Origin of the sequence: Nocardioides sp. (genome assembly GCF_035576065.1) — a bacterium.
Taxonomy (GTDB): domain Bacteria; phylum Actinomycetota; class Actinomycetes; order Propionibacteriales; family Nocardioidaceae; genus Nocardioides.
In genome coordinates this window covers 70130-93437 of record NZ_DATLWX010000008.1, presented here as the reverse complement: position 1 = coordinate 93437, position 23308 = coordinate 70130, and the positions used below count along the sequence as shown (strand labels likewise).

General features: G+C 69.6%; 21 protein-coding genes, 2 pseudogenes and 1 riboswitch. Of the genes and pseudogenes, 12 read left to right on the top strand and 11 right to left on the bottom strand.

Going from position 1 to position 23308, the window contains the following annotated elements; translation table 11 throughout:
• Nucleotides 1-16: 16 nt before the first annotated feature.
• From VNJ48_RS04020 to VNJ48_RS04005, 4 genes and pseudogenes are all read right to left on the bottom strand, one after another.
• On the bottom strand, nucleotides 17-721 hold the full coding sequence (locus tag VNJ48_RS04020) for a class I SAM-dependent methyltransferase (protein ID WP_325599346.1): 705 nt from the start codon (nucleotides 719-721) through the stop codon (nucleotides 17-19).
• Nucleotides 718-2109, bottom strand: coding sequence for a class II fumarate hydratase (locus tag VNJ48_RS04015; protein ID WP_325599470.1), 1392 nt, complete (start codon nucleotides 2107-2109; stop codon nucleotides 718-720). The genes VNJ48_RS04020 and VNJ48_RS04015 overlap by 4 nt, the downstream gene beginning before the upstream one ends.
• A 189-nt stretch (nucleotides 2110-2298) precedes the next feature.
• Nucleotides 2299-2706 (bottom strand): annotated as a pseudogene (locus tag VNJ48_RS04010) (spermidine synthase); the annotation flags it as partial.
• Nucleotides 2707-2904: 198 nt separating this feature from the next.
• Nucleotides 2905-3225 carry a zf-TFIIB domain-containing protein gene (locus VNJ48_RS04005; RefSeq protein ID WP_325599344.1) on the bottom strand — a complete coding sequence of 107 codons (321 nt, stop codon included), beginning with the start codon at nucleotides 3223-3225 and terminating at the stop codon, nucleotides 2905-2907.
• 284 nt (nucleotides 3226-3509) lie between these two features.
• On the opposite strand from VNJ48_RS04005, the gene VNJ48_RS04000 reads away from it, so the two are divergent.
• The gene (locus VNJ48_RS04000; RefSeq protein WP_325599342.1) at nucleotides 3510-4493 is read left to right on the top strand and encodes a DUF559 domain-containing protein; all 984 of its coding nucleotides are present in this window, start codon (nucleotides 3510-3512) and stop codon (nucleotides 4491-4493) included.
• A gap of 261 nt (nucleotides 4494-4754) precedes the next feature.
• Here VNJ48_RS04000 and VNJ48_RS03995 read toward each other — a convergent pair whose 3' ends face one another.
• Nucleotides 4755-6467 (bottom strand): fumarate hydratase, encoded by a 1713-nt coding sequence (locus VNJ48_RS03995; RefSeq protein WP_414689907.1) that lies wholly within the window; start codon nucleotides 6465-6467, stop codon nucleotides 4755-4757.
• A 49-nt stretch (nucleotides 6468-6516) separates the two neighbouring features.
• A riboswitch (TPP riboswitch) is annotated at nucleotides 6517-6627 on the top strand.
• Between VNJ48_RS03995 and thiE the strand changes: the two genes are divergently transcribed.
• The 9 genes from thiE (at nucleotide 6619) to VNJ48_RS03950 (ending at nucleotide 14711) form a co-directional block, all read left to right on the top strand.
• The gene (gene thiE / locus VNJ48_RS03990) at nucleotides 6619-7218 is read left to right on the top strand and encodes a thiamine phosphate synthase (protein ID WP_325599340.1); all 600 of its coding nucleotides are present in this window, start codon (nucleotides 6619-6621) and stop codon (nucleotides 7216-7218) included. Its footprint overlaps the riboswitch before it by 9 nt.
• On the top strand, nucleotides 7218-8237 hold the full coding sequence (locus VNJ48_RS03985) for an FAD-dependent oxidoreductase (protein WP_325599338.1): 1020 nt from the start codon (nucleotides 7218-7220) through the stop codon (nucleotides 8235-8237). The genes thiE and VNJ48_RS03985 overlap by 1 nt, the downstream gene beginning before the upstream one ends.
• Nucleotides 8234-8422 (top strand): sulfur carrier protein ThiS, encoded by a 189-nt coding sequence (gene thiS, locus VNJ48_RS03980; RefSeq protein ID WP_325599336.1) that lies wholly within the window; start codon nucleotides 8234-8236, stop codon nucleotides 8420-8422. Before VNJ48_RS03985 ends, thiS begins: the two co-directional genes overlap by 4 nt.
• A complete protein-coding gene (locus VNJ48_RS03975; protein ID WP_325599335.1) occupies nucleotides 8419-9183 on the top strand; it encodes a thiazole synthase in 765 nt (254 codons plus the stop codon). Before thiS ends, VNJ48_RS03975 begins: the two co-directional genes overlap by 4 nt.
• Nucleotides 9184-9200: 17 nt before the next feature.
• On the top strand, nucleotides 9201-9740 hold the full coding sequence (locus VNJ48_RS03970) for a thiamine phosphate synthase (protein ID WP_325599333.1): 540 nt from the start codon (nucleotides 9201-9203) through the stop codon (nucleotides 9738-9740).
• The gene (thiD, locus tag VNJ48_RS03965; RefSeq protein WP_325599331.1) at nucleotides 9737-10603 is read left to right on the top strand and encodes a bifunctional hydroxymethylpyrimidine kinase/phosphomethylpyrimidine kinase; all 867 of its coding nucleotides are present in this window, start codon (nucleotides 9737-9739) and stop codon (nucleotides 10601-10603) included. Before VNJ48_RS03970 ends, thiD begins: the two co-directional genes overlap by 4 nt.
• Complete coding sequence (gene thiC, locus VNJ48_RS03960) at nucleotides 10600-12258, top strand: phosphomethylpyrimidine synthase ThiC (RefSeq protein ID WP_325599329.1); 1659 nt, start codon at nucleotides 10600-10602, stop codon at nucleotides 12256-12258. The genes thiD and thiC overlap by 4 nt, the downstream gene beginning before the upstream one ends.
• Nucleotides 12259-12332: 74 nt before the next feature.
• Nucleotides 12333-14051 carry a CapA family protein gene (locus VNJ48_RS03955; RefSeq protein WP_325599327.1) on the top strand — a complete coding sequence of 573 codons (1719 nt, stop codon included), beginning with the start codon at nucleotides 12333-12335 and terminating at the stop codon, nucleotides 14049-14051.
• A 9-nt stretch (nucleotides 14052-14060) separates the two neighbouring features.
• Nucleotides 14061-14711, top strand: coding sequence for a DUF1707 SHOCT-like domain-containing protein (locus VNJ48_RS03950; RefSeq protein WP_325599325.1), 651 nt, complete (start codon nucleotides 14061-14063; stop codon nucleotides 14709-14711).
• Nucleotides 14712-14981: 270 nt separating this feature from the next.
• On the opposite strand, the pseudogene VNJ48_RS03945 reads toward VNJ48_RS03950, so the two are convergent.
• The 4 genes and pseudogenes from VNJ48_RS03945 to VNJ48_RS03930 all read right to left on the bottom strand — a co-directional run.
• Nucleotides 14982-16136, bottom strand: a pseudogene (locus VNJ48_RS03945) (ABC transporter ATP-binding protein); the annotation flags it as partial.
• 4 nt (nucleotides 16137-16140) lie between these two features.
• A complete protein-coding gene (locus VNJ48_RS03940; protein WP_325599321.1) occupies nucleotides 16141-16971 on the bottom strand; it encodes a carbohydrate ABC transporter permease in 831 nt (276 codons plus the stop codon).
• Nucleotides 16971-17918 (bottom strand): sugar ABC transporter permease, encoded by a 948-nt coding sequence (locus VNJ48_RS03935; protein ID WP_325599319.1) that lies wholly within the window; start codon nucleotides 17916-17918, stop codon nucleotides 16971-16973. The genes VNJ48_RS03940 and VNJ48_RS03935 overlap by 1 nt, the downstream gene beginning before the upstream one ends.
• Entirely contained in the window at nucleotides 17915-19207 is a 1293-nt protein-coding gene (locus VNJ48_RS03930) for an extracellular solute-binding protein (RefSeq protein WP_325599317.1), read from the bottom strand. Before VNJ48_RS03930 ends, VNJ48_RS03935 begins: the two co-directional genes overlap by 4 nt.
• Nucleotides 19208-19334: 127 nt before the next feature.
• Between VNJ48_RS03930 and galK the strand changes: the two genes are divergently transcribed.
• Nucleotides 19335-20459 carry a galactokinase gene (gene galK / locus VNJ48_RS03925; RefSeq protein WP_325599315.1) on the top strand — a complete coding sequence of 375 codons (1125 nt, stop codon included), beginning with the start codon at nucleotides 19335-19337 and terminating at the stop codon, nucleotides 20457-20459.
• A 4-nt stretch (nucleotides 20460-20463) separates the two neighbouring features.
• On the opposite strand, the gene VNJ48_RS03920 is transcribed toward galK, so the two are convergent.
• Nucleotides 20464-21399: an alpha/beta hydrolase gene (locus tag VNJ48_RS03920; RefSeq protein WP_325599313.1), complete on the bottom strand. Its 936-nt coding sequence runs from the start codon at nucleotides 21397-21399 to the stop codon at nucleotides 20464-20466.
• Between the two features lie 109 nt (nucleotides 21400-21508).
• Between VNJ48_RS03920 and VNJ48_RS03915 the strand changes: the two genes are divergently transcribed.
• Nucleotides 21509-22339 carry an alpha/beta fold hydrolase gene (locus tag VNJ48_RS03915; protein WP_325599311.1) on the top strand — a complete coding sequence of 277 codons (831 nt, stop codon included), beginning with the start codon at nucleotides 21509-21511 and terminating at the stop codon, nucleotides 22337-22339.
• Here the strand turns inward: VNJ48_RS03915 and glpX are convergent.
• Entirely contained in the window at nucleotides 22304-23308 is a 1005-nt protein-coding gene (gene glpX / locus VNJ48_RS03910; protein WP_325599309.1) for a class II fructose-bisphosphatase, read from the bottom strand. The two genes, VNJ48_RS03915 and glpX, sit on opposite strands and share 36 nt — an antisense overlap.

The following is a 23308-nucleotide window of genomic DNA, read 5'->3' as shown; positions in this document are numbered from 1 at the left end:
CTGCAGCAGGATCGGCTCAGCGGGCCTCGAAGACCGTGACGTGCCCGGCGTACTCCCGCTCGCCCTCGAAGAACGGCAGCTCTCCTCCGTTGGGCGCGGAGTCGAGGTAGGCCTGGGCGGCTGCATGGTCACCGAAGACGGCGCGCGTCTCGAGGTCGTGGCGTCGGACGTCGGCGAAGCGCCGGCGCAGGACGGACTCGCCGGTCTCGCTGCTGAACTGCGTGATCTCACGCGTCTTCCCGGCCTCGATGCGGAGCTCGGCGAGGTGGTCGTTGCCGTTGGTGACGGCCACGAACGTGCCGCCCGGCCGCAGCACGCGGCGGACCTCGTTGAGCGCCCGCTCGAGGTCACGGACGTGGTAGAGCATCCAGCCCGCGAAGACGACGTCGAAGGACGCGTCCTCGAAGGGCAGGTAGCAGATGTCGGCCTCGCGGGCGTCGACGCCGCGGGCAGCGGTCATCTCAACGAAGCGCGCCGAGAAGTCGACAGCGACGAGCGTGACGCCGGGCAGCGCGTTGATCTGCTCGGCCATCACCCCGGTTCCGCAACCCACCTCGAGGACGTGCGCGTCCCCGACCAGGGCCCGGTCGATCGCGCGGAGAGCCTCCGTGGCCGGGTCGAGGCCGTCGGCGGTCGGCTGCCACACCGCTCGGCGCGTCTCCAGGTTGGTCTCGGTCGCGTACTGCTCGCGGACGTAGTCCGGGTCGTTCAGCTGGCTCATGGATAGGTCATCCGTTCCACGTCGAGGGCGTCGTCGAGCTCCTGCTCGGTGAGGACGCCGCGATCGACGTACCCCAGTGCCAGCACCGTCTCACGGATGGTCGCGCCGTTCTTCAGCGCCTGTTTGGCGACCTTGGCGGCCACTTCGTAGCCGAGGTGCTTGTTGAGGGGCGTCACGACGCTGGGGGAGGACTCGGCGTAGGTGCGCATGCGGTCTGCGTCGGCCGTGATCCCGTCGACACAGCGGTGGGCCAGCAACGTCGTCGACGTGGACAGGATCCGGATCGACTCGAGCAGGTTGCGCGCCATGACCGGCATCTGCACGTTGAGCTCGAAGTTGCCGCTCGCTCCCGCCCACGCGACCGCGGCGTCGTTGCCGATCACCTGGGCGCAGACCATGAGCGTGGCCTCGGGCAGCACCGGGTTGACCTTGCCCGGCATGATGCTCGACCCCGGCTGGAGGTCGGGGAGGTGAATCTCCGCCAGTCCGGTCGTCGGGCCCGACGACATCCATCTCAGGTCGTTGCAGATCTTGGTGAGGCCCACGGCGATGGTCCGCAGCACACCGGAGAGCTCGACCAGCGAGTCGCGCGTGCCCTGCGCCTCGAAGTGGTCACGCGCCTCGGTGAAGTCCTGGCCGGTCGCTTCCGTGAGCGCCTCGATCACAGCCGCCGCGAAGCCGGGCGGGGTGTTGATCCCGGTGCCGACCGCCGTGCCTCCGAGCGGCAGCTCGCGGACCCGGGGGAGCACGCTGTCGAGCCGCTCAGCGGCGTAGGCGAGCGTTGCGGCGTACCCCCCGAGCTCCTGGCCGAGCATCACCGGGGTGGCGTCCATCAGGTGCGTCCGACCTGCCTTCACCAGCCCCTTGAACTCCTCAGCCTTGACCTCCAGCGAGCTCTGGAGCGTCGCGAGTGCAGGCAGCAGGTCCTCCACCACGGCCAGGGTGGCGGCGACGTGGATGGAGGTCGGGAAGGTGTCGTTGCTGCTCTGGGAGGCGTTGACGTGGTCGTTGGGGTGGACGTCCACGCCGGCCTTGGCCGCGAGCGAGGCGAGCACCTCGTTGGTGTTCATGTTGGAGCTGGTGCCCGACCCCGTCTGGAAGACGTCGAGCGGGAAGTGGCTGTCGTGCTCGCCGCCGGCCACTGCCGCGGCGGCGTCGGCGATCGCGGACGACTGCTCCGGCGTCACCACGCCGAGATCGCCGTTCACGCGGGCCGCCGCGGCCTTGACCAGCGCGAGCGCCTGGATGTGTCGCCGCTCGAGGGTGGCGCCGCTGATCGGGAAGTTCTCGATGGCGCGCTGGGTCTGCGCCCGCCACAGAGCGTCGATCGGGACTTCGACATCGCCCATGGAATCGTGCTCGGTCCGGGTGCCTGCGGTCGTCTGGATCACCCGCTCGACGTTACTCCCGCGCGCCACCCCCGAGAGGTGTGCCGAGCAGCGGGCGAGGAAGAGGTGATAGGTCTCCGGCCGCTCCTGCAGCAGGACGTCGTGCACCTGCTCCTCAGCGTCCCCGAAGACCGTGCGCATCGCGTCGAGGAGCTCCGGCGCCGCCGCGGCCGACCAGACGACCAGGACGCCGTCGGGGTTGAGGAGATCGCGGCAGCGCGCGAGGAAGTCCGCTTCGTAGAGGCGCTCGTTGGCCTCGTTGACGAGGTATCCCGGACCGTTGTCGACGTCGAGCAGGATCAGGTCGTACGTCGAGCGTGCCTCGGCGATCGCCATCGAGATGTCGGCGTTGACGATCTTGACCCGCTGGTCGGCCAGCATGGCGGGCCCCTGCGGGACCGTGCCGTCGCGCATCCACCCGATGAGCGCGTCCTCGATCTCGACCACCGTCACCTGCTCCACCCGCGGGTCGGCCAGCACCCGCTGCGTGGTGAAGCCGAGCCCGAGTCCACCGACCACGACGTCGCGGGGATCGGCGACGAGCTCGAGTGCGGCTGCGGCGAGCGCGATCTCGCTGCTGGTCTCGTGGGTGTCCATGACGAAGACGCCGTTGACCCGCAGCTCGAACACGTGGGCTCCGAGCTCGTTGGTCCGGCGCCGGAGCACCACTTCGCCACGCTCGGACTGCGAACGGGCGATCTCCACCATGTCCATGTCCATGTCCATGACGACATGAAAGCACTGCTGCCTTCGGCGTACGGCGCTGGTCCGTCGACGCCGGAGCGGAGGCCCGCCTCAGTCGAAGATCTCGCTGAGCCAGCTCTCCTTCTTCTTCTTGCGGTAGGGCTGCTGAGCGCCCTGCTGACTGGCGCGGGCGTAGCGCTGGTCGTGTTCCGTCCGGCGGTCGTCGCGCTCCTGCTCGTAGGAGCGTTCGTAGGACTGCGCCGGCGGCGCGGCTGGCGCCGGCGCGGGCGCTTGCTCGGCGGCTGCTCTGTCGATGATCTTGTCGAGCTCGCCGCGGTCGAGCCACACGCCGCGACACTCGGGGCAGTAGTCGATCTCGATGCCGCTGCGCTCACTCATGATCAACGTGATGTCGTCATTGGGGCACTTCATCAGATGTCCTCCTGGGGTCATGGGCTCCAACGACGCGCGACGGAGTCTGGTTCCCGCCGCGGAGCGGCAGCTACTGCGTAGCGTGCGTCCGACACCCCGGCTGCCCTCTTCGTCGGACATAGAGCAGACGTCCGACGAATCGGTGGCCCTGGTAGCCGCTTCGTCGGACGTCCCGGGTTGCGTCCGGCATCCCGGCGGCCATCACGTCGGACGCAACCGGGCGGTCGTCCACAGATCGGTGTTCAGCACTGGTACGGAGCAGTGCCGCAACGCACGCTCCTGGGATGAACACCGAACCGGAGGAGAGCCGCCCGCCCGGCCGCGCCATGCGCTCGGAGCTGGCCAAGCAGAGGATCGCGAAGGCCACGGCACTGGCCGAGGAACAGGGAGGTGTCGTGAGTCGCCAGCAACTGTTGAGGATCGGAGTCACCCGCGGCCAGATCCGTGCCAACGTCACCGCTCGACGGTGGCGGACCGTGCGGCGGCAGTGCCTCGCCGTCCACACTGGCGAGCTCTCCACCCTCGGTGCCCAATGGGCGGCGGTCCTCGAGGCTGGACCGGGTGCAGTGCTCGACGGTGGGTCCGCGTTGATCGCGTCCGGTCTGCGGGGCTTCGAACAGGATTCGTTCCGGGTTTCGGTCCCGAGGAACGCGCGACGTCGGCGAGCCAAGGGCCTGGACGTCCACCAGACGCGGCGCTATCGGCTGAGCGACCACGCGCCGTCGGGGGTTCCCAGGACCAAGCCGGAGGTGGCGGCGGTGCACGGCGCTCTGTGGGCCACGTCGGACAAGCAAGCCGTCCTTCTACTGACGATGGCCGTCCAGCAGGGCTTGACCACGCCGCAGAGGCTCGGCGTCGCAGCCCTCAGGATCAGACGCGACAGGCGCCGACTCCTCATCCATGCCACGATCTTGGACCTGCTCGAAGGGGTTCGCGCGGTGAGCGAGCACGAGTTCGCGCACGAATGTCGGCGCCGCGGGCTTCCCGAGCCGTCGCGACAGGTCCTCCGTCAGACGAAGGACGGCCGCTTCTTCTTGGACGTCTGTTGGGAGCAGTGGGGTGTCGTCGTCGAGATCGACGGAATCCAGCACGCCTGGGTGCAGAACGCCGTGGCGGACGCCTTGCGGCACAACGAGGTGGCGATGGCAGGCGACATTGTGCTCAGACTCCCGTTGCTGGGGCTCCGGGCGGCGCCCGATGACTTCTTTGCTCAGATCACCGAGGCGCTCCGGTCACGCGGGTGCCCCCATCTGGACGAGACCGCGTGACTCGCGACGCCCGGCCGGCGCTGCGGCGTACGTCTGACCCCCCAGCTGCCATCACGTCGGACGTCACCCGGGACGTCCGACGTGATGGCAGCCACATGAGTCGTATCGTCGGACGTCCCGCTGAACGTCCGACACCCCGGCCGCCTCGTGGGACGCAGGGTCGAGCGAGCGGCGTGCGTCCGACACCCCGGCCGCCGCCTTGTCGGACGCAGGCTCGCGCTCCGGCATACGCGCGACAAGCGCTGCCGCGTGCATGGCTGACTACTGCGCTGAGCGGACCCGGATGCCCGACAGGGGCACGTCGACGGCGCCGGAGGGGTCGGTGAAGAAGTCGTTGCCCTTGTCGTCCACCACGATGAACGCGGGGAAGTCCTCCACCTCGATCTTCCACACGGCCTCCATGCCGAGCTCCTCGTATTCGAGCACCGACACCGAGGTGATGCAGTCCTGCGCGAGCCGAGCGGCCGGTCCGCCGATGGACCCGAGGTAGAACCCGCCGTGCTCGTCGCAGGACTCGGTGACCACGCGCGAGCGGTTGCCCTTGGCCAGCATCACCTTGGATCCGCCAGCGGCCTGGAACTGCTCGACGTAGGAGTCCATGCGACCGGCTGTCGTCGGACCGAACGACCCCGACGCCATGCCGACCGGCGTCTTGGCCGGGCCGGCGTAGTAGACGGGGTGGTCGCGCAGGTAGGCCGGCATCTCCTCGCCCGCGTCGAGCCGCTCCTTGATCTTGGCGTGCGCGATGTCGCGCGCCACGACGAGCGGGCCGGTCAGGGAGAGCCGGGTCTTCACCGGGTGCTTGGTCAGCTCGGCCAGGATCGCGTCCATCGGCTGGTTGAGGTCGATCCGCACGACCTCGCCCGAGGCGATCTCGTCCGAGACCCCAGCCGTCGGCATGTAGTGGGCGGGGTCGGTCTCCAGCTGTTCGAGGAAGACACCGTCGGCGGTGATCTTGCCCAGCGCCTGTCGGTCCGCCGAGCAGGACACGGCGATGGCGACGGGACAGGACGCGCCGTGGCGGGGGAGGCGGACGACCCGGACGTCGTGGCAGAAGTACTTGCCACCGAACTGGGCGCCGATGCCGAAGGACTGGGTCAGCTTGAAGACCTCCTCCTCCAGCTCGAGGTCGCGGAAGCCGTTGGCGCTCATCGACCCCGACGTCGGGAGGTCGTCGAGATAGTGCGCGGAGGCATACTTCGCGGTCTTCATTGCATATTCCGCGCTCGTCCCGCCGATGACGACGGCCAGGTGGTAGGGCGGGCACGCGGCGGTGCCGAGCGAGCGGATCTTCTCGTCCAGATAGCTCAGCAGACGGGTGGGGTTGAGGATCGCCTTCGTCTCCTGGAACAGGAACGACTTGTTGGCCGACCCGCCGCCCTTGGCCATGAAGAGGAACTTGTACTCGGGCGACCCGACGCCGTCCGCAGTGACCGGGGTCGGCATGGAGTACAGCTCCACCTGGGCCGGCAGGTTGGTGCCGGTGTTCTTCTCCTCGAACATCGTCAGCGGCGCGAGCTGGGAGTAGCGCAGATTGAGCTTGGTGTAGGCGTCCTTGACCCCGGCGTTGATGGCCTCGGCGTCGTTGATGCCGGTCAGGACCCCCTCGGACTTCTTGCCCATCACGATCGCGGTGCCGGTGTCCTGGCACATCGGCAGCACGCCGCCGGCGGAGATGTTGACGTTCTTGAGCAGGTCGAGGGCGACGAAGCGGTCGTTGCCCGACGACTCGGGGTCGTCGATGATCCGCCGCAGCTGCGCGAGGTGACCGGGCCGCAGGTAGTGGCTGATGTCGTGCATCGCCTCGGCCGTCAGACGCCGGATCGCTGCCGGGTCGACCCGCAGGAACCTCTGACCGTCCGCCTCGAAGGTGCTGACCCCCTCGGTGGTCACCAGTCGGTACGGCGTCGAGTGGGTGCCGTTCGATCCGTGGCCGGGGAGGATGTCGCAATACGGGGCGTCGGCGTCGTTCACGAGAGGTGAGGGTACGCCGCGTGGTCGGCCGCACCTCTGCTAGCGTCCTCTACGACCTCACGGGAGCTCGCGGTAGCGGGCTGAGAGGGAGCTGCATTCCGCTCCGACCGTTACACCTGATCCGGGTAATGCCGGCGAAGGAAGCGATCCGATGCCCCCACTGTTGCCCCGTCTGTTCTGTCTGGTCTCCGCGACCGATGACCTCGACCTGCTCGAGGACCTCGCGAACGCCGGTGTTGGCGGCTTCCAGGTCCGCGACAAGGACGCCACCACCCGCGAGCTGGCGGCGCTGACCCGACTGGTGCTCGCGGCCGTACGCCCCGCCGGCGCGACGGTGATCGTCGACGACCGGGTCGACGTCGCCCTGGCCACCGGAGCCGATGGGGTGCACCTGGGGGCCGACGACCTCTCCGTCGCCGACGCCCGCCGCCTCGCCCCACACTTGGTCATCGGGGCCACCTGCCGCGACGTCGACGCCGTGCGCCGCGCCGCCGCGGACGGCGCCAGCTATGCGGGCTTCGGGCCCGTCTTCCGCACGACGAGCAAGGCCGGGCTGCCGGATCCGCTGGGCCTCGAGGCGATCGGGGCAGCCGCGGGGGAGCTGCCCCTGATCGCCATCGGGGGCGTCGGCCCCGTCGGCGCGCGTGCGTGCCGAGAAGCGGGTGCCCACGGGGTCGCGGTCATCGGCGCGCTCTGGCGACCACCCGACCCACTCTCGGCCGCGAAGGAACTGGTGCGGGCGGTCGGGTGATGCGGGTGCACGTGCTCGGTGCCGGCATCATCGGACTTGCCTGCGCTCGCGAGCTGATCCGACGCGGTCACGACGTGACCGTCGTGGACCCGGCCCCGGGCTCGGGTGCGAGCCACGCCGCGGCCGGCATGCTGTCACCGGCCGGTGAGGCCTGGCACGGCGAATCCGCCCTGCACGCGCTGGGCGTCGCCTCGGCCCGGTTGTGGCCGTCGTACGCCGCAACGCTGGGCGTGCCGCTGCAGCACACGGGCACCCTGCTGGTCGGCGTGGATGCAGGAGATCGTCAGATGGTCGAGCGCCAGGTCGCGCTTCTCGCTGGCCACGGCGTCGAGGTCGAGGTTCTCGACGGCCGCGGAGCCCGGCTGCTCGAACCTGCCCTGGCTCGAGTCGGCGCCGCGGCTGTGCTGAGCCAGGACGGCGCCGTGGACCCCAGGGCTGTCGTGGCTGCGCTGGTGACCGAGCTGGGCCCCCGGGTCGTGGCGAGCGGTCCGAGCACGCTGCCCGACGCGACGGTGCTCGCCACCGGTGCGCGCCTGCCCGCGCCGTACGACCGTCTTGTGCGAGGGGTGCGCGGGGAGATCCTGCGGCTCCGCGGCGAGATCGGCCTGAGTCGCGTGCTGCGGGGATGGGTGCGGGGCGAGCCGGTCTACGTCGTGCCGCGGCCGGGTGGCGAGGTGGTCGTCGGGGCGACGTCGGAGGAGCACGACGGCCCACCGGTGGTCACCGCCGGTGGTGTGCGCCGACTCCTGGCTGCCGCTACGGAGCTGGTGCCTGGCCTCGACCGGGCCGAGCTGCGCGAGGCGCTGGCCCGCGATCGCCCCGGCACTGCCGACAACCGGCCGCTCGTCGGCCCGACGTGTGAGGCGGGCGTCTTCCTGGCCGCAGGCCACTTCCGCCACGGGGTGCTGCTGGCTCCGCTCACCGCGAGTCTCGTGGCCGACGCCGTGGAGGGCGCCGATCCCGATCCCACGCTCGACCCGCGCCGTTTCGACGTGCAGACCAACCAGGAGGACGCATGAGGATCACGCTCAATGGTGCGGACGTGGAGTGCGACGCCCCGACCATTACGTTGTTGCTGGGCGACGTCCCGATCGGCTGCGCTGTCGCCGTGAACCACGAGGTGGTGCCGCGTTCGGTGCATCACACCCACCCGGTCAACGACGGCGACACGGTCGAGGTCGTCGCGGCGGTGGCTGGCGGATGAGCCGTCTCGTGATCGCCGGCGAGGTCCTCGAGTCGCGCCTGTTCCTCGGGACCGGCGGCCTGCCCCGCCCCGACCTCGTGCGGCCGGTGCTCGAGGCCGCTCGTCCTGCCCTGGTGACGGTCAGCATGCGGCGGGCGTCCGGCAGCGCGCCGGCCGGACTGCTGGGGATCCTGCGTGACATCGGGGCTCGGGTCCTGCCCAACACCGCCGGCTGCCTCTCGGCGGGCGAGGCGTTGCACACCGCCCGGCTGGCCCGCGAAGCCCTGGGCACCAGTTGGGTCAAGCTCGAGGTGGTGCGCGATGAGCGCACCCTGCTCCCGGACGCGGTCGAGCTGCTGGATGCCGCCGCGACGCTGGTCACTGAAGGCTTCACGGTGCTGCCCTACGCTCCCGCGGACCCGGTGCTGGCGTGTCGTCTGGTCGACGTCGGCTGTGCGGCGGTGATGCCGCTGGGCTCGCCCATCGGCTCGGGCCTGGGTGTGCTCGACCCGCATGCGATCGAAGCCGTGGTGGCTGCAGTCGACGTCCCCGTCGTGCTCGACGCCGGGATCGGCACCGCGTCCGATGCTGCCTTGGCGATGGAGCTGGGCTGTGCCGCGGTCCTCGCCGCCAGTGCCGTCACCCGTGCCGAGGACCCCGTGGGGATGGCGCGGGCTCTCCGGCTGGCGGTGGAGGCGGGGTGGATCGCCCGCAGATCCGGCCGGATCCCACGTCGCGCCGAAGCCCGCTCAGCGAGTCCGCTGACTGGCAGGGTCTCGTGATCGCGCGCCTGGTGCTCATGACCGATCGATCTCAGCTCACTCTGGGCCGCGCATTGCTCCGGACGGTCAGCGAGTGTGTCGACGTCGGCCTCACCGCCGTGGTCGTTCGCGAGCACGACCTCGCGCCGACGGCCCGCGCGGCCCTGGTCCGCGAGCTGGTCGCCCTGCCTGGCCTGACGGTCATTTCGTCGCGCATCCACGACGACGCGGCACACGGTCTGCACGTGGCCGCCCAGCAGCACGCGCCGACGACGGGTCCCTGGGGCAGGTCGTGCCACTCGCGCGCGAAGGTGTCGCGAGCGGCCGCGGAGGGGGCGTCGTGGGCCACCCTGTCGCCGTACGCCGAGAGCGCGAGCAAACGTGGGCACCGGTCCGTCCTGACGGCGAGCCACTTCACTGACCACCCGATCCCGGTGCTGGCGCTCAGCGGCATCGACCCGCACAACGCCGCCGATGCCGTCGCGGCTGGGGCGCACGGGGTCGCGGTGATGGGTGCGGTGATGCGGGCCGCGGAACCGGCCGCGGTGGTCGCTGACCTGCTGGAGGCCCTGCAGTGAGCGCGCCGCCCGTGGTCCTCACGGTCGCCGGAACCGACTCCGGGGGCGCCGCCGGGGTCGCGGCCGACCTTGCTGCGTTCGGACACCTGGGCTGTCACGGCGCGTGCGTCGTCACCGCCGTCACCGCCCAGGACACCGTCGGTGTTCGCGCTGTGCACCCGGTGCCGATCGCGGTGGTTGATGACCAGATCGGGGCAGTCCTCGACGACCTTCCCGTCGCGGTGGTGAAGACGGGGATGCTCGGCACCCCGACTGTCGTCGCCCTCGTCGCGGACCGGCTCTGCCATCTGCCCCTGGTGGTCGACCCGGTCCTGAGCGCGACCAGCGGCGCCGTGCTCGCAGGTCGGTCCGTGGTGGACGCCTACGTCGAGCGACTGCTGCCGCGCGCGTGGGTGGCGACTCCCAACCACGAAGAGGCGCGCGTCCTCGCGGGCCGTGACGGCCCACCCGCCGCCCTCGCGGCGCGGCTGGCCGACGTCGGCTGCGCGATCGTGCTCACCGGTGGCCCCGAGTGGCAGCCGGGGCGGAGGGAAGAGGCGACCTGCACCGACTGGGTCTGTCTGCCAGGTGGACGGGCGGAGCCCTTGCGTCATCGTGCCGTCCCGACGACCGCGGACCACGGGTCGGGGTGCACGTTCGCCAGCGCCCTGGCCGCCCTGCTCGCAGCGGGACGCGGACCCAGTTCCCACCAGGGGTCCGGCGGCACGCCCGGCGATCTCACCGTCGACGTACTCCGGTCTGCGTCTCGCGCAGCGGCGGCGTACGTCGCCGACCAGCTCATCACCAGCAGCACCTGGGACCTCGGTCGCGGTCGAGGGCCCATCGCACACATCAGCCGCCACCATCAGGAGGAAACCGCATGACCAAGGTCCACCCCGCACATGAGCGCGTCGCGACCGGGGAGTGGGAGGTGCCCGTCACCCGGGTCGCCCTCACCAACGGCGAGACGTTCGACCGCTACTGCACGACCGGCCCCGGTTCGGATCCCGAGATCGGGCTGCCCGGGCGCCGTACGACCTGGATCGAGGCGCGAGGCGACACCGAGACCTACACCGGGCGGGAGACCCAGCTGCTGGACAACGGGCGCTCGGCAGTCCGGCGGGGTCAGGCGCAGGAGGAGTGGCGCGGAGAGCGGCTCGCCCCCCGCCGGGCCAGGACCGGCAGCAACGTCACCCAGATGCACTACGCCCGTCAGGGCATCACCACGCCCGAGATGGAGTACGCCGCAGCACGCGAGGGCTGTGACGTCGAGCTGGTGCGCTCCGAAGTGGCCGCGGGGAGGGCGATCATCCCCGCCAACATCAACCACCCCGAGTGCGAGCCGATGGTGATCGGGCGTCGCTTCCTGGTGAAGGTCAACGCCAACATCGGCAACAGCGCCGTCACCAGTTCGATCCACGAGGAGGTCGACAAGCTCGTCTGGGCAGTGACCTGGGGCGCCGACACCGTCATGGACCTCTCGACCGGCGACGACATCCACACCACGCGCGAGTGGATCGTGCGCAACAGCCCGGTGCCCATCGGCACGGTGCCGCTCTACCAGGCGCTGGAGAAGGTCGACGGGGAAGCCGACCGGCTCACCTGGGAGATCTTCCGCGACACCGTCATCGAGCAGTGCGAGCAGGGGGTCGACTACATGACGATCCACGCCGGGGTGCTGCTGCGGCACATCCCGCTCACCGTTGACCGGATCACGGGCATCGTCTCGCGCGGCGGCTCGATCATGGCCGGTTGGTGCCTGGCGCACCACGAGGAGAACTTCCTCTACACGCACTTCGACGAGCTGTGCGAGATCTTCGCCGCCTACGACGTCTCCTTCAGCCTCGGGGACGGTCTTCGGCCGGGCTCGGTGGCCGACGCCAACGACGAGGCGCAGTTCGCGGAGCTGCGCACTCTCGCCGAGCTGACCGAGCGCGCCTGGACGCACGACGTGCAGGTCATGGTCGAAGGGCCCGGGCACGTCCCCCTGAACCTGGTCGAGGAGAACGTGCGGCTCCAGCAGGACTGGTGCCACGGCGCGCCGTTCTACACGCTGGGGCCGTTGGCAACCGACGTCGCCCCCGGCTACGACCACATCACCAGCGCGATCGGCGCGGCCACGATCGCCATGCACGGCACCGCGATGCTCTGCTACGTCACGCCCAAGGAGCACCTCGGTCTGCCCGACCGCGACGACGTCAAGACCGGGGTGATCACCTACAAGCTGGCGGCCCACGCCGCCGACGTCGCCAAGGGTCACCCGGGCGCACGCGCCTGGGACGACGCCTTGTCGACCGCCCGGTTCGAGTTCCGGTGGCGCGACCAGTTCGCGCTGTCCCTCGACCCGCCCACGGCGGAGTCGTTCCACGACGAGACGCTGCCGGCGGAGGGCGCGAAGACGGCGCACTTCTGCTCGATGTGCGGGCCGAAGTTCTGCTCCATGCGGATCAGTCAGGACGTCCGGGAGAGGTTCAAGGAGAAATCGGCCGAGTTCGTCGAGCTCGGTGGCACGGTCTACGTGGACACCCGCCCGGTCTAGCTCGCTGCCGTGCCTGGGCCGCGCCCGTGCCGCGGTCTTCGGGTCGGGGACAATCGGGGCAGGAGGCCGACACGATGAGAGCGCGCGGGCCAGCACGGGTGCGGCGGATCGCAGCCCTGAGCGCTGCCGTGCTGGCGCTGGGCGCGTGCACGTCGACCGGCGGCGGCGACGAGTCGAAGTCGTCGTCCCCCGGAGAGCCCGCCACGTCCCCCCAGAGCCCCGGCGAGATCACCATCGCCTTCGCCGGGGACGTGCACTTCGAGGCACACCTGGCGCGCCTGTTGCGCCGTCCGAAGGGGGCGCTGGGGCCGATGGCGGCGACGCTGCGTGATGCCGATCTGGCGATGCTGAACCTCGAGTCGGCCATCACCGAGCGCGGCAGGCGCACCCCGAAGGAGCGCGAGGGCGCGGGCAACCGCTATCACTTCCGCACCTCTGAGCGCGCTCTGGACGTGCTGGCCGACGCGGGTGTGGACGTCGTGAGCATGGCCAACAACCACGTCGCGGACTACGGCCGCGTGGGACTCAGCGACACTCTGACGGCGGCCCGCGATGCCCCGGTGGAGGTTGTCGGCATCGGCCGCGACATCGAGCAGGCGTTTGCGCCATACCGCGTCCGCGTGGGTGGCCTCGACGTCGCCGTCCTGGCTGCCGACACCGCCTTCCGCGAGGGCAGGAGTGACGTGTGGGCAGCCGGCCCCGACAACGCCGGGTCAGCGGCCGCACGCGAGTCCCGGCCGACAGCGCTGCTGGACGCGGTGCGAGCAGCGGCCGAGGCGGATGACCTCGTGGTCGTCTACCTGCACTGGGGGCGCGAGTACCAGTCGTGTCCCACCCAGCAGCAGCGCACGCTGTCCCGGCTGCTGGCCGAGGCCGGTGCCGACGTCGTGCTCGGCAGTCATGCGCACGTGGTCAGCGGCTCCGGCTGGTCAGGCGAGACCTACGTGAGCTACGGCCTGGGCAACTTCGTCTGGTATCACGACCGCTCGCCCGACACCGGAGTGCTGACCCTTCGCATGGACGTCGACGGCGTCGTCGACGATGCCTGGACACCTGCGGTGATCGCGCCGGACGGTCGGCCCCGCCCGGTCGTCGGCGCCGAGCGCGACGTCGCGCTCGCTGCGTGGCAGGACCTGCAGCGCTGTACGGGACTGGGCGCGGACCGTGGCCAGGGACAGACTGTGGACCCGGCGTACACCTCCTCGATCGGGCCCATCGGGACTGCCCTCGCCGCGCGGATGGCGACCAGCCATCGCCCGGGTTGCCCCGTGCCGCTACGCGACCTGCGCTACCTGCAGATGACCTACCGCGACTTCGACGGACAGGCCCGCGCCGGCGAGATGGTCGTCCACCGGCGCTACGCGCGAGGCGTCACGCGGGCCTTCGCGCGTCTGTACGCCGCCGGGTGGCCGATCGCGCGGATGCGGTTGGTCGACGACTACAGCGGTGACGACGACCGGTCGATGGCAGCCAACAACACCTCAGGCTTCAACTGTCGGCGCGTTGCCGGCCAGCGGCGATGGTCGGCCCACGCCTATGGCGCCGCGATCGACATCAACCCGGTCCAGAACCCCTATGTCCGGGCGGGTTCGGTCGAGCCCGCCAACGGCCGCCCGAACGCGCGCCTAGGCCGGGACCCCACCTCGCCGGTCCCGCCCGGGGTGATCAGATCGGGTGAGCTGCCAGTCGTGGCGCTGGCCCGGCTGGGCTGGAGGTGGGGCGGGGAGTGGGTCACCTCCCAGGACTACCAGCACATCGCGGCGCGGGACTTCAGGCGGCTCGTCGCTCGGTAGGGTGAGCCCATGGGTGGTGAGCTGGAGAACAGCAGCGGGGGGGACCCGAGCCGCATGCGCATCTCGGACGCAGACCGGCACAAGGTCGCCGAGCTCCTGCGGACGGCGGCAGGGGAGGGGCGCCTCGACTTGGACGAGCTCGACGAACGGCTCGAGCTGGCCTTCGACGCCAAGACCTACGCCGACCTGGTCCCCATCACCGCCGACCTCCACCCCGTGGCGCCGGTCAGCAGCTCCCTCCAGCCGAGGAACGTCACCGGACTGCCCGCGGCCACGTCGGGTCACGCCAGCTCGATGGCGATCATGGGCGACTGCAAGCGCAGAGGGGCCTGGCACGTGCCGGAGAACCATGCCGCCTTCGCGCTGATGGGCAGCGTGCTCATCGACCTGCGTCAGGCGAGCCTCTCCAGCCACGTCACGACGATCAATGCGAGCGCGATCATGGGCGACGTCAAGGTGGTGGTGCCGGCCCACTTCAACGTCGTTGTGGACGGGACCCCGATCATGGGCGACTACGGCCACGGCAAGGACAAGGTGGCCGCCGACATCGGGCCGGACTCTCCGACGATCCGCGTCCGAGGGATGGCGTTGATGGGCAGCGTCACCGTGACCCGGCTGCCGCCGCCCGGGACGCCCCGGAAGATCATCGGGACGTACTAGAGCCCGTACGCCGCAGCAACGGCGCCGGTCCCCATGGGATCGGCGCCGCTGCGATCTGTTCGAGCTGGTCTCCCGGCTGGTTCAGCTGCGGTGCTCGCCCGCGACCGGGGAGCCGCCTGCAGCCGGCGACCCGCCCGTGGACCCGCCAGCGGACCCGTCCGCGGACCCGTCGGCAGAGTGGACCTCCTCGCCCCGGTCGGCCATGTGCTCCGCCTTGGCCTGGGCGGAGGGGTCCTCCCGCTCGGGGACGCGCCCGGCCCGGGAGAGATCGACCGTGAGGTTCTCGCCGGTCGAGGGGTCGAAGAGGTGGATCTGGGTCGCGTCGACCCAGATCTCCGCCTCGTCACCCTCGCTGATCCGACTGGCACCGTCGAGGCTGACGACGAGCTGGGTCCGCATCTGGTCGCCGTCGAGATCCTTCTCGAGCTGGTTGAGCTGCTCCTGCACCTCCGGCGGCGCCTCGAAGGGGATGTAGGCGTAGGCCTCGTTGCCGAGCCACTCGACCACGTCGACCTTGGTCCTGAACGTGGAGCCGGCAGCCTTCTTGCTGTCGTCCATGACCGAAGCGTCCTCGAAGTGCTCGGGCCTGATCCCGGCGATGAGCAGCCCCTTGCCCTGGGCGTTCTTCGCCCGCTCCTCGGGGATCGTGACGGTTCCGAACGGCATCTTGACCGAGGTGCCGTCGACCTCCGCCGGCACGAAGTTCATCGGCGGTGAACCGATGAAACCCGCCACGAAGAGGTTGCCGGGGTTGGTGTAGAGCTCGCGCGGGGTGGCCAGCTGCTGGAGGACGCCACGCTTCATCACCGCCACGCGGTCGCCGAGCGTCATCGCCTCCGTCTGGTCGTGGGTGACGTAGACCGTGGTGATGCCGAGCCGCTTCTGCAACCGCGCGATCTCGGTGCGCATCTGGCCGCGGAGCTTCGCGTCGAGGTTGGACAGCGGCTCGTCGAAGAGGAACGCGTCCGCGTCCCGGACGATCGCGCGACCCATGGCAACGCGCTGTCGCTGACCACCTGACAGGTTGCCCGGCTTGCGGTCGAGGTGCTCGTCCAGGTCGAGGGTCTTCGAGGCTGTGCGCACCTTCTCGTCGATCTCGTTGTGCGGTGCTCCGGCCAGCCGGAGCGGGAACGCGATGTTCTCGTAGACCGTCAGGTGGGGGTAGAGCGCGTAGTTCTGGAACACCATGGCGAGGTTGCGGTCGCGCGGGGCGAGGTCGTTGACCAACTTGTCCCCGATGACCATGTCGCCCGAGGTGATGTCCTCCAGGCCCACGATCATCCGCAGCAAGGTGGACTTCCCGCAGCCCGACGGGCCGACGAGGATCATGAACTCCCCGTCCGCGACGTCGATGCTGACGTCGTTGACGGCCGGGAAGCCGTCGCCGTACTTCTTGACGATGTTTCTCATGTCGATGGCAGCCATGGACTCAACCCTTCACTGCGCCGGAGGTCAGGCCGGCGACGATCTTGCGCTGGAAAAGCAGGACGATGATGATCACCGGGACCGTGACGATCACGGATGCCGTGGCGAGCTGGGAGTACGGCGGGTTGAACGGGTCTGGCCCGACGAAGAACGACATCTGCGCCGGCACCGTTCGTGACGACGTCGTCGACGTCAGTGAGATCGCGAGCACGAACTCGTTCCAGGCGAAGAAGAACGTCAAGATCGCGGCCGTGAAGACACCCGGCGCCGCAAGCGGGACGATCACCTTGCGGAACGCCTGCCACGACGTGGCACCGTCCACCTGGGCGGCCTGCTCCATCTCCCACGGGATCTCGCGGAAGAACGCGGTGAGGGTCCAGATCGCCAGCGGCAGCGTGAACGTCATGTAGGGGATGATCAGCCCGGGCCACGTGTCGAAGAGCCCGAATGTGCGCCACATGTCGAACAACGGACCCACCAGCGAGACCACCGGGAACATCGCGATGGCCAGGGCCATGGAGAGCACGATCTTCTTGCCCTTGAACTCCAGCCGCGCGATGGCGTACGCCGCGAGCGTGGCGAAGATGACGGACAGCACGGTGGCGATCAGCGCGATGCCGAAGCTGTTGATCAGCGCCCTCGTGAAGTCACCGTTCTCCAGGATCGCCGAGTAGTTCTCGAGCGTGGGGTCCTTGGGCAGGAACTGCGCGCTGCCCGCGGACGTCTCTTCGACGGACTTGAACGACAGCGAGATGATCCACGCCACAGGCAGCAGACACCAGATCATGATCAGCAGGAAGCCGATCCAGGTGCCGATTCCGGTCTTCTTCTTCATCAGCCCTCACCCCTTGCCTGCGCCAGGTCGACGCGGAACAGCTTCACGATCCCGAAGGCCAACAGCAGCACCGAGAGGAAGAGCAGCACGGACAGCGCCGAGCCCATCCCGAGCTGCATCTGCTCGATCACCTGCCGGTAGGTCAGGAACGAGATCGACTCCGTGTCCTGCGCACCTCGCGTCATCACGAAGATGTTGTCGAAGATGCGGTAGGCGTCGAGCGCCCGGAAGAGCACAGCGACCATGATCGCCGCTCTCATGTTGGGCAGGATCACCTTCCACAACCGCTGCCACCACGTGGCTCCGTCGACCTGGGCGGCTTCGAGCATGTCCTCGGAGACCTGCGACAGGCCCGCGAGCAGCAGGAGGGCCATGAACGGCGTGGTCTTCCAGATCTCGGAGACCATGATCGCGAACATCGCCGGCCAGTGGTCGCCGAACCAGTTGAAGTTCTCGTCGAAGAACGGCAGCCAGGCGTTGACGAAGCCGTTGTTGAGCGAGAAGGCGAACTGCCAGGCGAAGGCCGAGACCACCGTGATGATGCCGTAGGGGATCAGGATCGAGGTCCGCATCAGACCTCGAGCCACCATGATCTTGTGCATCACCATCGCGAAGGCGAAGCCGATGACGAGCTCGACGGCGACGGTGATCACCATGATCAGCACGGTGTTCCAGGTGTCGCGCCAGAACAACGAGTCGCTGAGGATCGTCACGTAGTTGCTCACGCCGACGAACTCGCGGTCGTCTGGAGTCGTGAGGCGATATCTGAACAGCGAGAGGTAGAGCGCCTGGAGCATCGGATATGCCGTGACCAGGACCATCATGACGACGGCAGGGGCCACGAGCCGCTGGCCCAGCCTGTTCTCGGCGACCGAGCGGTCGCTCCCGTTGGTCTTGGCGCTCTTCCTGGTCTCCTCCGCAGCCTGCGGTGCGATCGTGGAAGTCACAGCAGGGACCCTCCCTTCAAGACGTCCTCGATGAAGTCCCTGGACTTCTCGGGAGTTTCTTCGTCGACTCCCGACGGTGGGTGCCAGGTGCTCTGGATGGCGCTGGAGATGTCACTCCAGTACGGCGACACCGTGCGGGGCGCCGCCGCGTCGAGGGACTCCTTGAACAACGCGATCAGCTCCGGCGGGAAGAGGTCCTTGACGGCCTGCTCCTCGTAGCCGGCCTCGCTGGAGGGCATGTTGCCCGTCAGCTCGGCGTTGAGACCTTGGCTCTCCGGACTCGTCAGGCACTCCAGCGCCGCGATGGCCTCCTCCTCGTTGTCCGAGGCGGAGCTGACGCCGATGCCGATGCCGCCGTACGGCGGTCGCGACTCCTCACCCTCCACGGTCTGGGGATAGCGGGCGAAGCCGATGTCGTCCTCGAGCCGCTCCTCGCCGTAGTTGCCCCAGATGTAGGTCCAGTTGACGAGGAACGAGCCCTGGTCGCCGCCGAACGTGGTGCCTGCGGTGCCTTCGTTGGAGACCGACAGGTCGGAGGGCGCGGCCTCCGAGTCCGCCAGCATCTTGATCACCCGGGCCGCTTCCTTGCCGGCGTCCGAGGCGATGTCGATCTTTGCCTCGGCGCCCGCGTCGGTCTCGGAGGCGATGTCACCGCCGGCGCCGGAGATCAGCGCATTGATCCACACGGAGTAGCCCTCGTACTTGTTGGCCTGGACGCCGATCTTCCCGTCGTTCTCGCTGGCAGCGGTGATGATCTGCTCCCAGGTGACGTCCTGCTCCATGTCCAGGCCGGCCTTCTCGACGAAGGACTTGCGGTACCACAGGACCTGGACGTTGGACCAGAACGGTGCGACGACCAGCTCGTCCTCCCAGGTCGCAGCCTCCGCCGCGCTCTCGAAGGCCTGCTCGCGGAACTTGTCCTGCATCTCCTGCGGGATCTCAGCGAGGTAGCCGGCGTTGGCGAACTCGGCCGTGAACGGCGGGTCGAGGCTCATCAGGTCGATCGCCGGGTCGCCTGCGGCGAGCCTGCGTGCCAGCTGGATCCGTTGCTGGCTGGCGTCCTGGGGCAGGACCTGGACGGAGATGCTGTAGTCATCGGTCGAGCACGCCTCTGCCACGGCTTCCTGCCCGCCCGCGTCGGGGTTGGTGTACCAGACGAGCTCCGGCTTCCCGGAGTCACTGCCCGAACAGCCCGCAAGGATTCCGCTGGCGAGGCACAAGGCTCCGGCCGGAGCTGCCCACCGCCGCACCCGTCTCCTGCGTGGCCGTTGCGAAGATCGTGCCGTCATCCGCGCCTCCATCCAGTTGTGGTTCAGGTCACAGGTCTAGTCCCCTTGGGGGGGCCTTGGCAACAGGTCTTGTCCCCAAGGGGTGACCTGCAGGCGCACACGTGGTCGGTGTCCCTAGTCTTCTCGGGTGACTGCTCAGAGTTCCCCTCAGCCGGCCCCCGCATCGACGCGTGCTCTCGCCCCCGGTCGGGTCAACCTGATCGGCGAACACACCGACTACAACGACGGATTCGTCCTTCCCTTCGCCCTCGGTCTCGGGTGTACGGCGACCGTGGTGCTCGGCGGCGAGGGCTGGGTGGCGACCTCCGCCCAGCAGGACGGCGAGGTGGCAACGACCACGTGCGCGCCGTCCGCCGTCCCCGGCTGGGCCACCTACGTGCTCGGGCCGATCTGGTTGCTCGCCGATCGAGGGGTCGACGTCCCGCCGATGCGGATCCACGTGGACAGCAACGTGCCGCTCGGTGCTGGGCTGTCGTCGTCGGCTGCGCTGGTCTGCAGCGTGGTCACCGCCCTCGACGAGGCACTGTCGCTGGGGTTGGGCGCCGAGGAGTCCCTGGCGCTGTCCCGCGCGGTGGAGAACGACGTGGTCGGCGCCCCCACGGGCGGCATGGACCAGCTCGTGTCGCTGCGGGCCGTCGAGGGACACGCACTGTTCTGCGACATGCGCTCGCTGGAGACGAGTCCGGTGCCGTTCGACCTCGAGGCGGCGGGCCTGGCCATGGTCGTGATCGACACCCGAGCGCCGCACCGGCACGTCGACGGGGAGTACGCCGAACGCCGGGCCGGCTGCGAGGAGGCGGCGCGCGTCCTCGGAGTGCCTGCCCTGCGCGACGTGGGCGCCGACGACCTGGACACCGCGATGGAGCGGCTGGGGGAGGACCGGCTGCAGCGATACGTCCGCCACGTCGTGACCGAGAACGACCGGGTCCTGGCGACGGTAGATCTGCTGCGCGGCGGAGACGTCGCCGCGATCGGTCCGCTGCTCACCGCGTCGCACGCCTCGATGCGAGACGACTTCGCGATCTCGGTGCCGGAGGTCGATGCAGCGGTCGACGCCCTGCTCGAAGCCGGCGCTCTGGGCGCCCGAATGACCGGAGGGGGATTCGGCGGTTGCGTCATCGGGTTGCTCCCGCGCGCGGGGGTGGAGCACGCCATCGAGGTCGTGACCCAGCGCTTCGGCGACGGTGGCTGGCAGGAGCCGACGGGCTTCCTGGTGACCCCGGGCCCAGGAGCCCACGTCGTTCCTGATTGAGGCGTCAGTCGCCTGTCGACGCGCGGTCGGCCGTGCGCCGGATGCTCTCCACGAAGGTGTCGTAGAGGTCGACCGGGAGGTCGTGTCCCATGCCTTCGACCAGCAGCAGCTCGGCGCCCGGCACCGCGGAGGCAGTGGCGCGACCGCCGCTCACGTGCACCATCTTGTCCGCCAGCCCGTGGATGATCAGCGTCGGGACGCGGAGGTTGCGCAGCGACAGGGTGCGGTTGGGCTGCGTGACGATGGCGAGCATCTGTCGCAGCACCCCGCTCTGTGACACACCGCGCGCAAAGGTGTCCTCGCCCCGCTTGCGCAGGGCGTCGGGGTCGACGGGGAAGTCGGGGGACCCGATGAGGTTCCAGACCACCGCGTTGGCCGCGACGTACGCCTCCATGCCTCCTCGACGCGCCGTGAGCAGGGTGGGCAGGAGCTCCGGGCTCTGCCACCCGACCGTGCGCCGGCCGGTGGTCGACATGATGCTCACGAGGGACAGCACGCGGGTCGGCGCCTCGATCGCCATCGTCTGCGCGATCATCCCGCCCATGGAGATGCCCACGACGTGGGCTGCCTCGAGTCCGAGATGGTCAAGCAGGGCGAGGCCGTCCCCGGCCATGTCGCTCAGCGAGTAGGGGGTGTTGGCGCGTCCGGTCGAGAAGGCCTTCACCAGCTGTGCCCGCGTCACCCGCTGGCGGATGCGCGACGAGCGTCCGGTGTCGCGATTGTCGTAGCGGATGACGAAGAACCCGGCCCGAGCGAGACTGGTGCAGAAGTCGTCGTCCCACCAGATCATCGGTCCGCCCAGGCCCATCACGAGCAGCAGCGGGTCTTCGTCGGGAGAGCCGAAGGTCTGGTAGCAGATCTCCACCGAAGGGCTGACCGGGGCGAACATCTCCTCCGAGACCGCCACGGCGGGCGACTTCTTCGACGCGGGGGGAGGCATACGGGACATCTCGACAGTCAACACGAAACAATCGATCGGGCGACACCACGCTGCCCCCACGGGGGCAAATGAGACGGGAATCTCATCGTGACGGCTACATTCGCATGTTGTGACCCCGACCACACTCGCGGACTTCCTGCTGCCGGACGGCTTCGGTCGCCCGCGCGTGCATGCGGTCATCGGTGAGGGTCGCGTCATCGCCGAGGCAGGCCGCTACGCCTGGGACGCGTTGAGCCAGCGGGGCGAGCGCAGGCACACGCCGTACGCCCGTCGTGCCCCGATGCGGTGGGACGAGCCGGTGCTGCTGGTGCCCGGGTTCATGGCAGGCGACGCCACGCTCGCCCTGATGCGGCGGGCGCTGCAGCAGCAGGGCGTGCGTACCTATCGGTCCCACATCCGGTCCAACGTCGGGTGCACGATCGACGTCGCCGCCCAGATGGAGCGGCGTCTGGAGTCCATCGCGCAGCGACGCGGGAGCAAGGTCCGGATCGTGGGGCACAGCCTGGGTGGGATGCTCGCCCGCGGGGTGGCTGCCCGGCGGCCCGATCTCGTCTCTGGCCTGGTGACCCTGGGCAGCCCGATGCTCGCCCCGGGCGCGCACCACGTCAGCCTCGGTGCGAGCGTGGCCATGCTGGTGCGGCTGAGCCGAGCAGGCTTCGGCGGGCTCATGTCCGAGGACTGCGTCGCCGGTGCGTGTGCGCGGCGGAGCTTCGACGAGGGACGACTGTCGCTGGCCCCGTCCGTCGACTTCACCGCGCTCTACTCCAAGCGCGACGGCATCGTCGACTGGCGCGCCTGCATCGACCCCGACGCTACGGCGGTCGAGGTGCGGGCATCGCACCTGGGGATGGCCGTCGACCCGCGGGTCATCGCCGTCGTCACCGAGGCGCTGCGACCCACCCGGTCACTTGTCGAAGTCGATCGCGGAGAAATCGCGTAGCTTCGAGAGCTGGTGCTCGCTGGTGATCCGGCGGATCGTGCCGCTGCGCGAACGCATGACCAGCGAGTCCGTCGTCGCGCCGTTGCGGCGGTAGCGCACCCCACGCATGAGCTCGCCGTCGGTGATGCCGGTCGCCACGAAGAAACAGTCGTCACCGGTGACGAGGTCGTCGGTGCCGAGCACGAAGTCGTCGTCGAGGTTGTGACCGGCGTCGAGGGCGCGCTGGCGTTCGTCGTCGTCCTGCGGCCAGAGCCGGCCCTGGATGACGCCACCGGTGCACTTCATGGCGCAGGCGGTGATGATGCCCTCGGGCGTGCCGCCGATGCCGAGCAGCAGGTCGATGCCGGTGTCGGGGCGGGCGGCCATGATCGCGCCGGCCACGTCGCCGTCCTCGATGAACTTGATCCTCGCACCGGTGGCCCGGATGTCCTCGACCAGCTGCGCGTGACGCGGGCGGTCGAGCAGGACGACCGTCACGTCGGAGGGCGAGCTGCCCTTGGCCTTGGCGACCTGGTGGATGTTCTCGGCGACCGGGTAGCGGATGTCGACGACATCGGCGGCCTCGGGTCCGGTGACAAGCTTCTCCATGTAGAAGACGGCCGAGGGGTCATACATGGAGCCTCGAGGCGAGACGGCCAGCACCGAGACTGCGTTGTTCATGCCCTTGGCCGTCAGCGTCGTGCCGTCGATCGGATCGACGGCCACGTCGCATTCCGGTCCGGTGCCGTCGCCGACCTGCTCGCCGTTGTAGAGCATCGGGGCGTTGTCCTTCTCGCCCTCGCCGATCACGACCGTCCCCCTCATGCCGATGCTGGAGATCATCACGCGCATGGCGTTGACGGCCACGCCGTCGGCGTCGTTCTTGTCGCCTCGTCCGACCCAGCGTCCGGCGGCCATGGCGGCGGCCTCCGTCACTCGCACGAGCTCGAGGGCGAGGTTGCGGTCGGGCGGCAGCTGGGACGGGCTCAT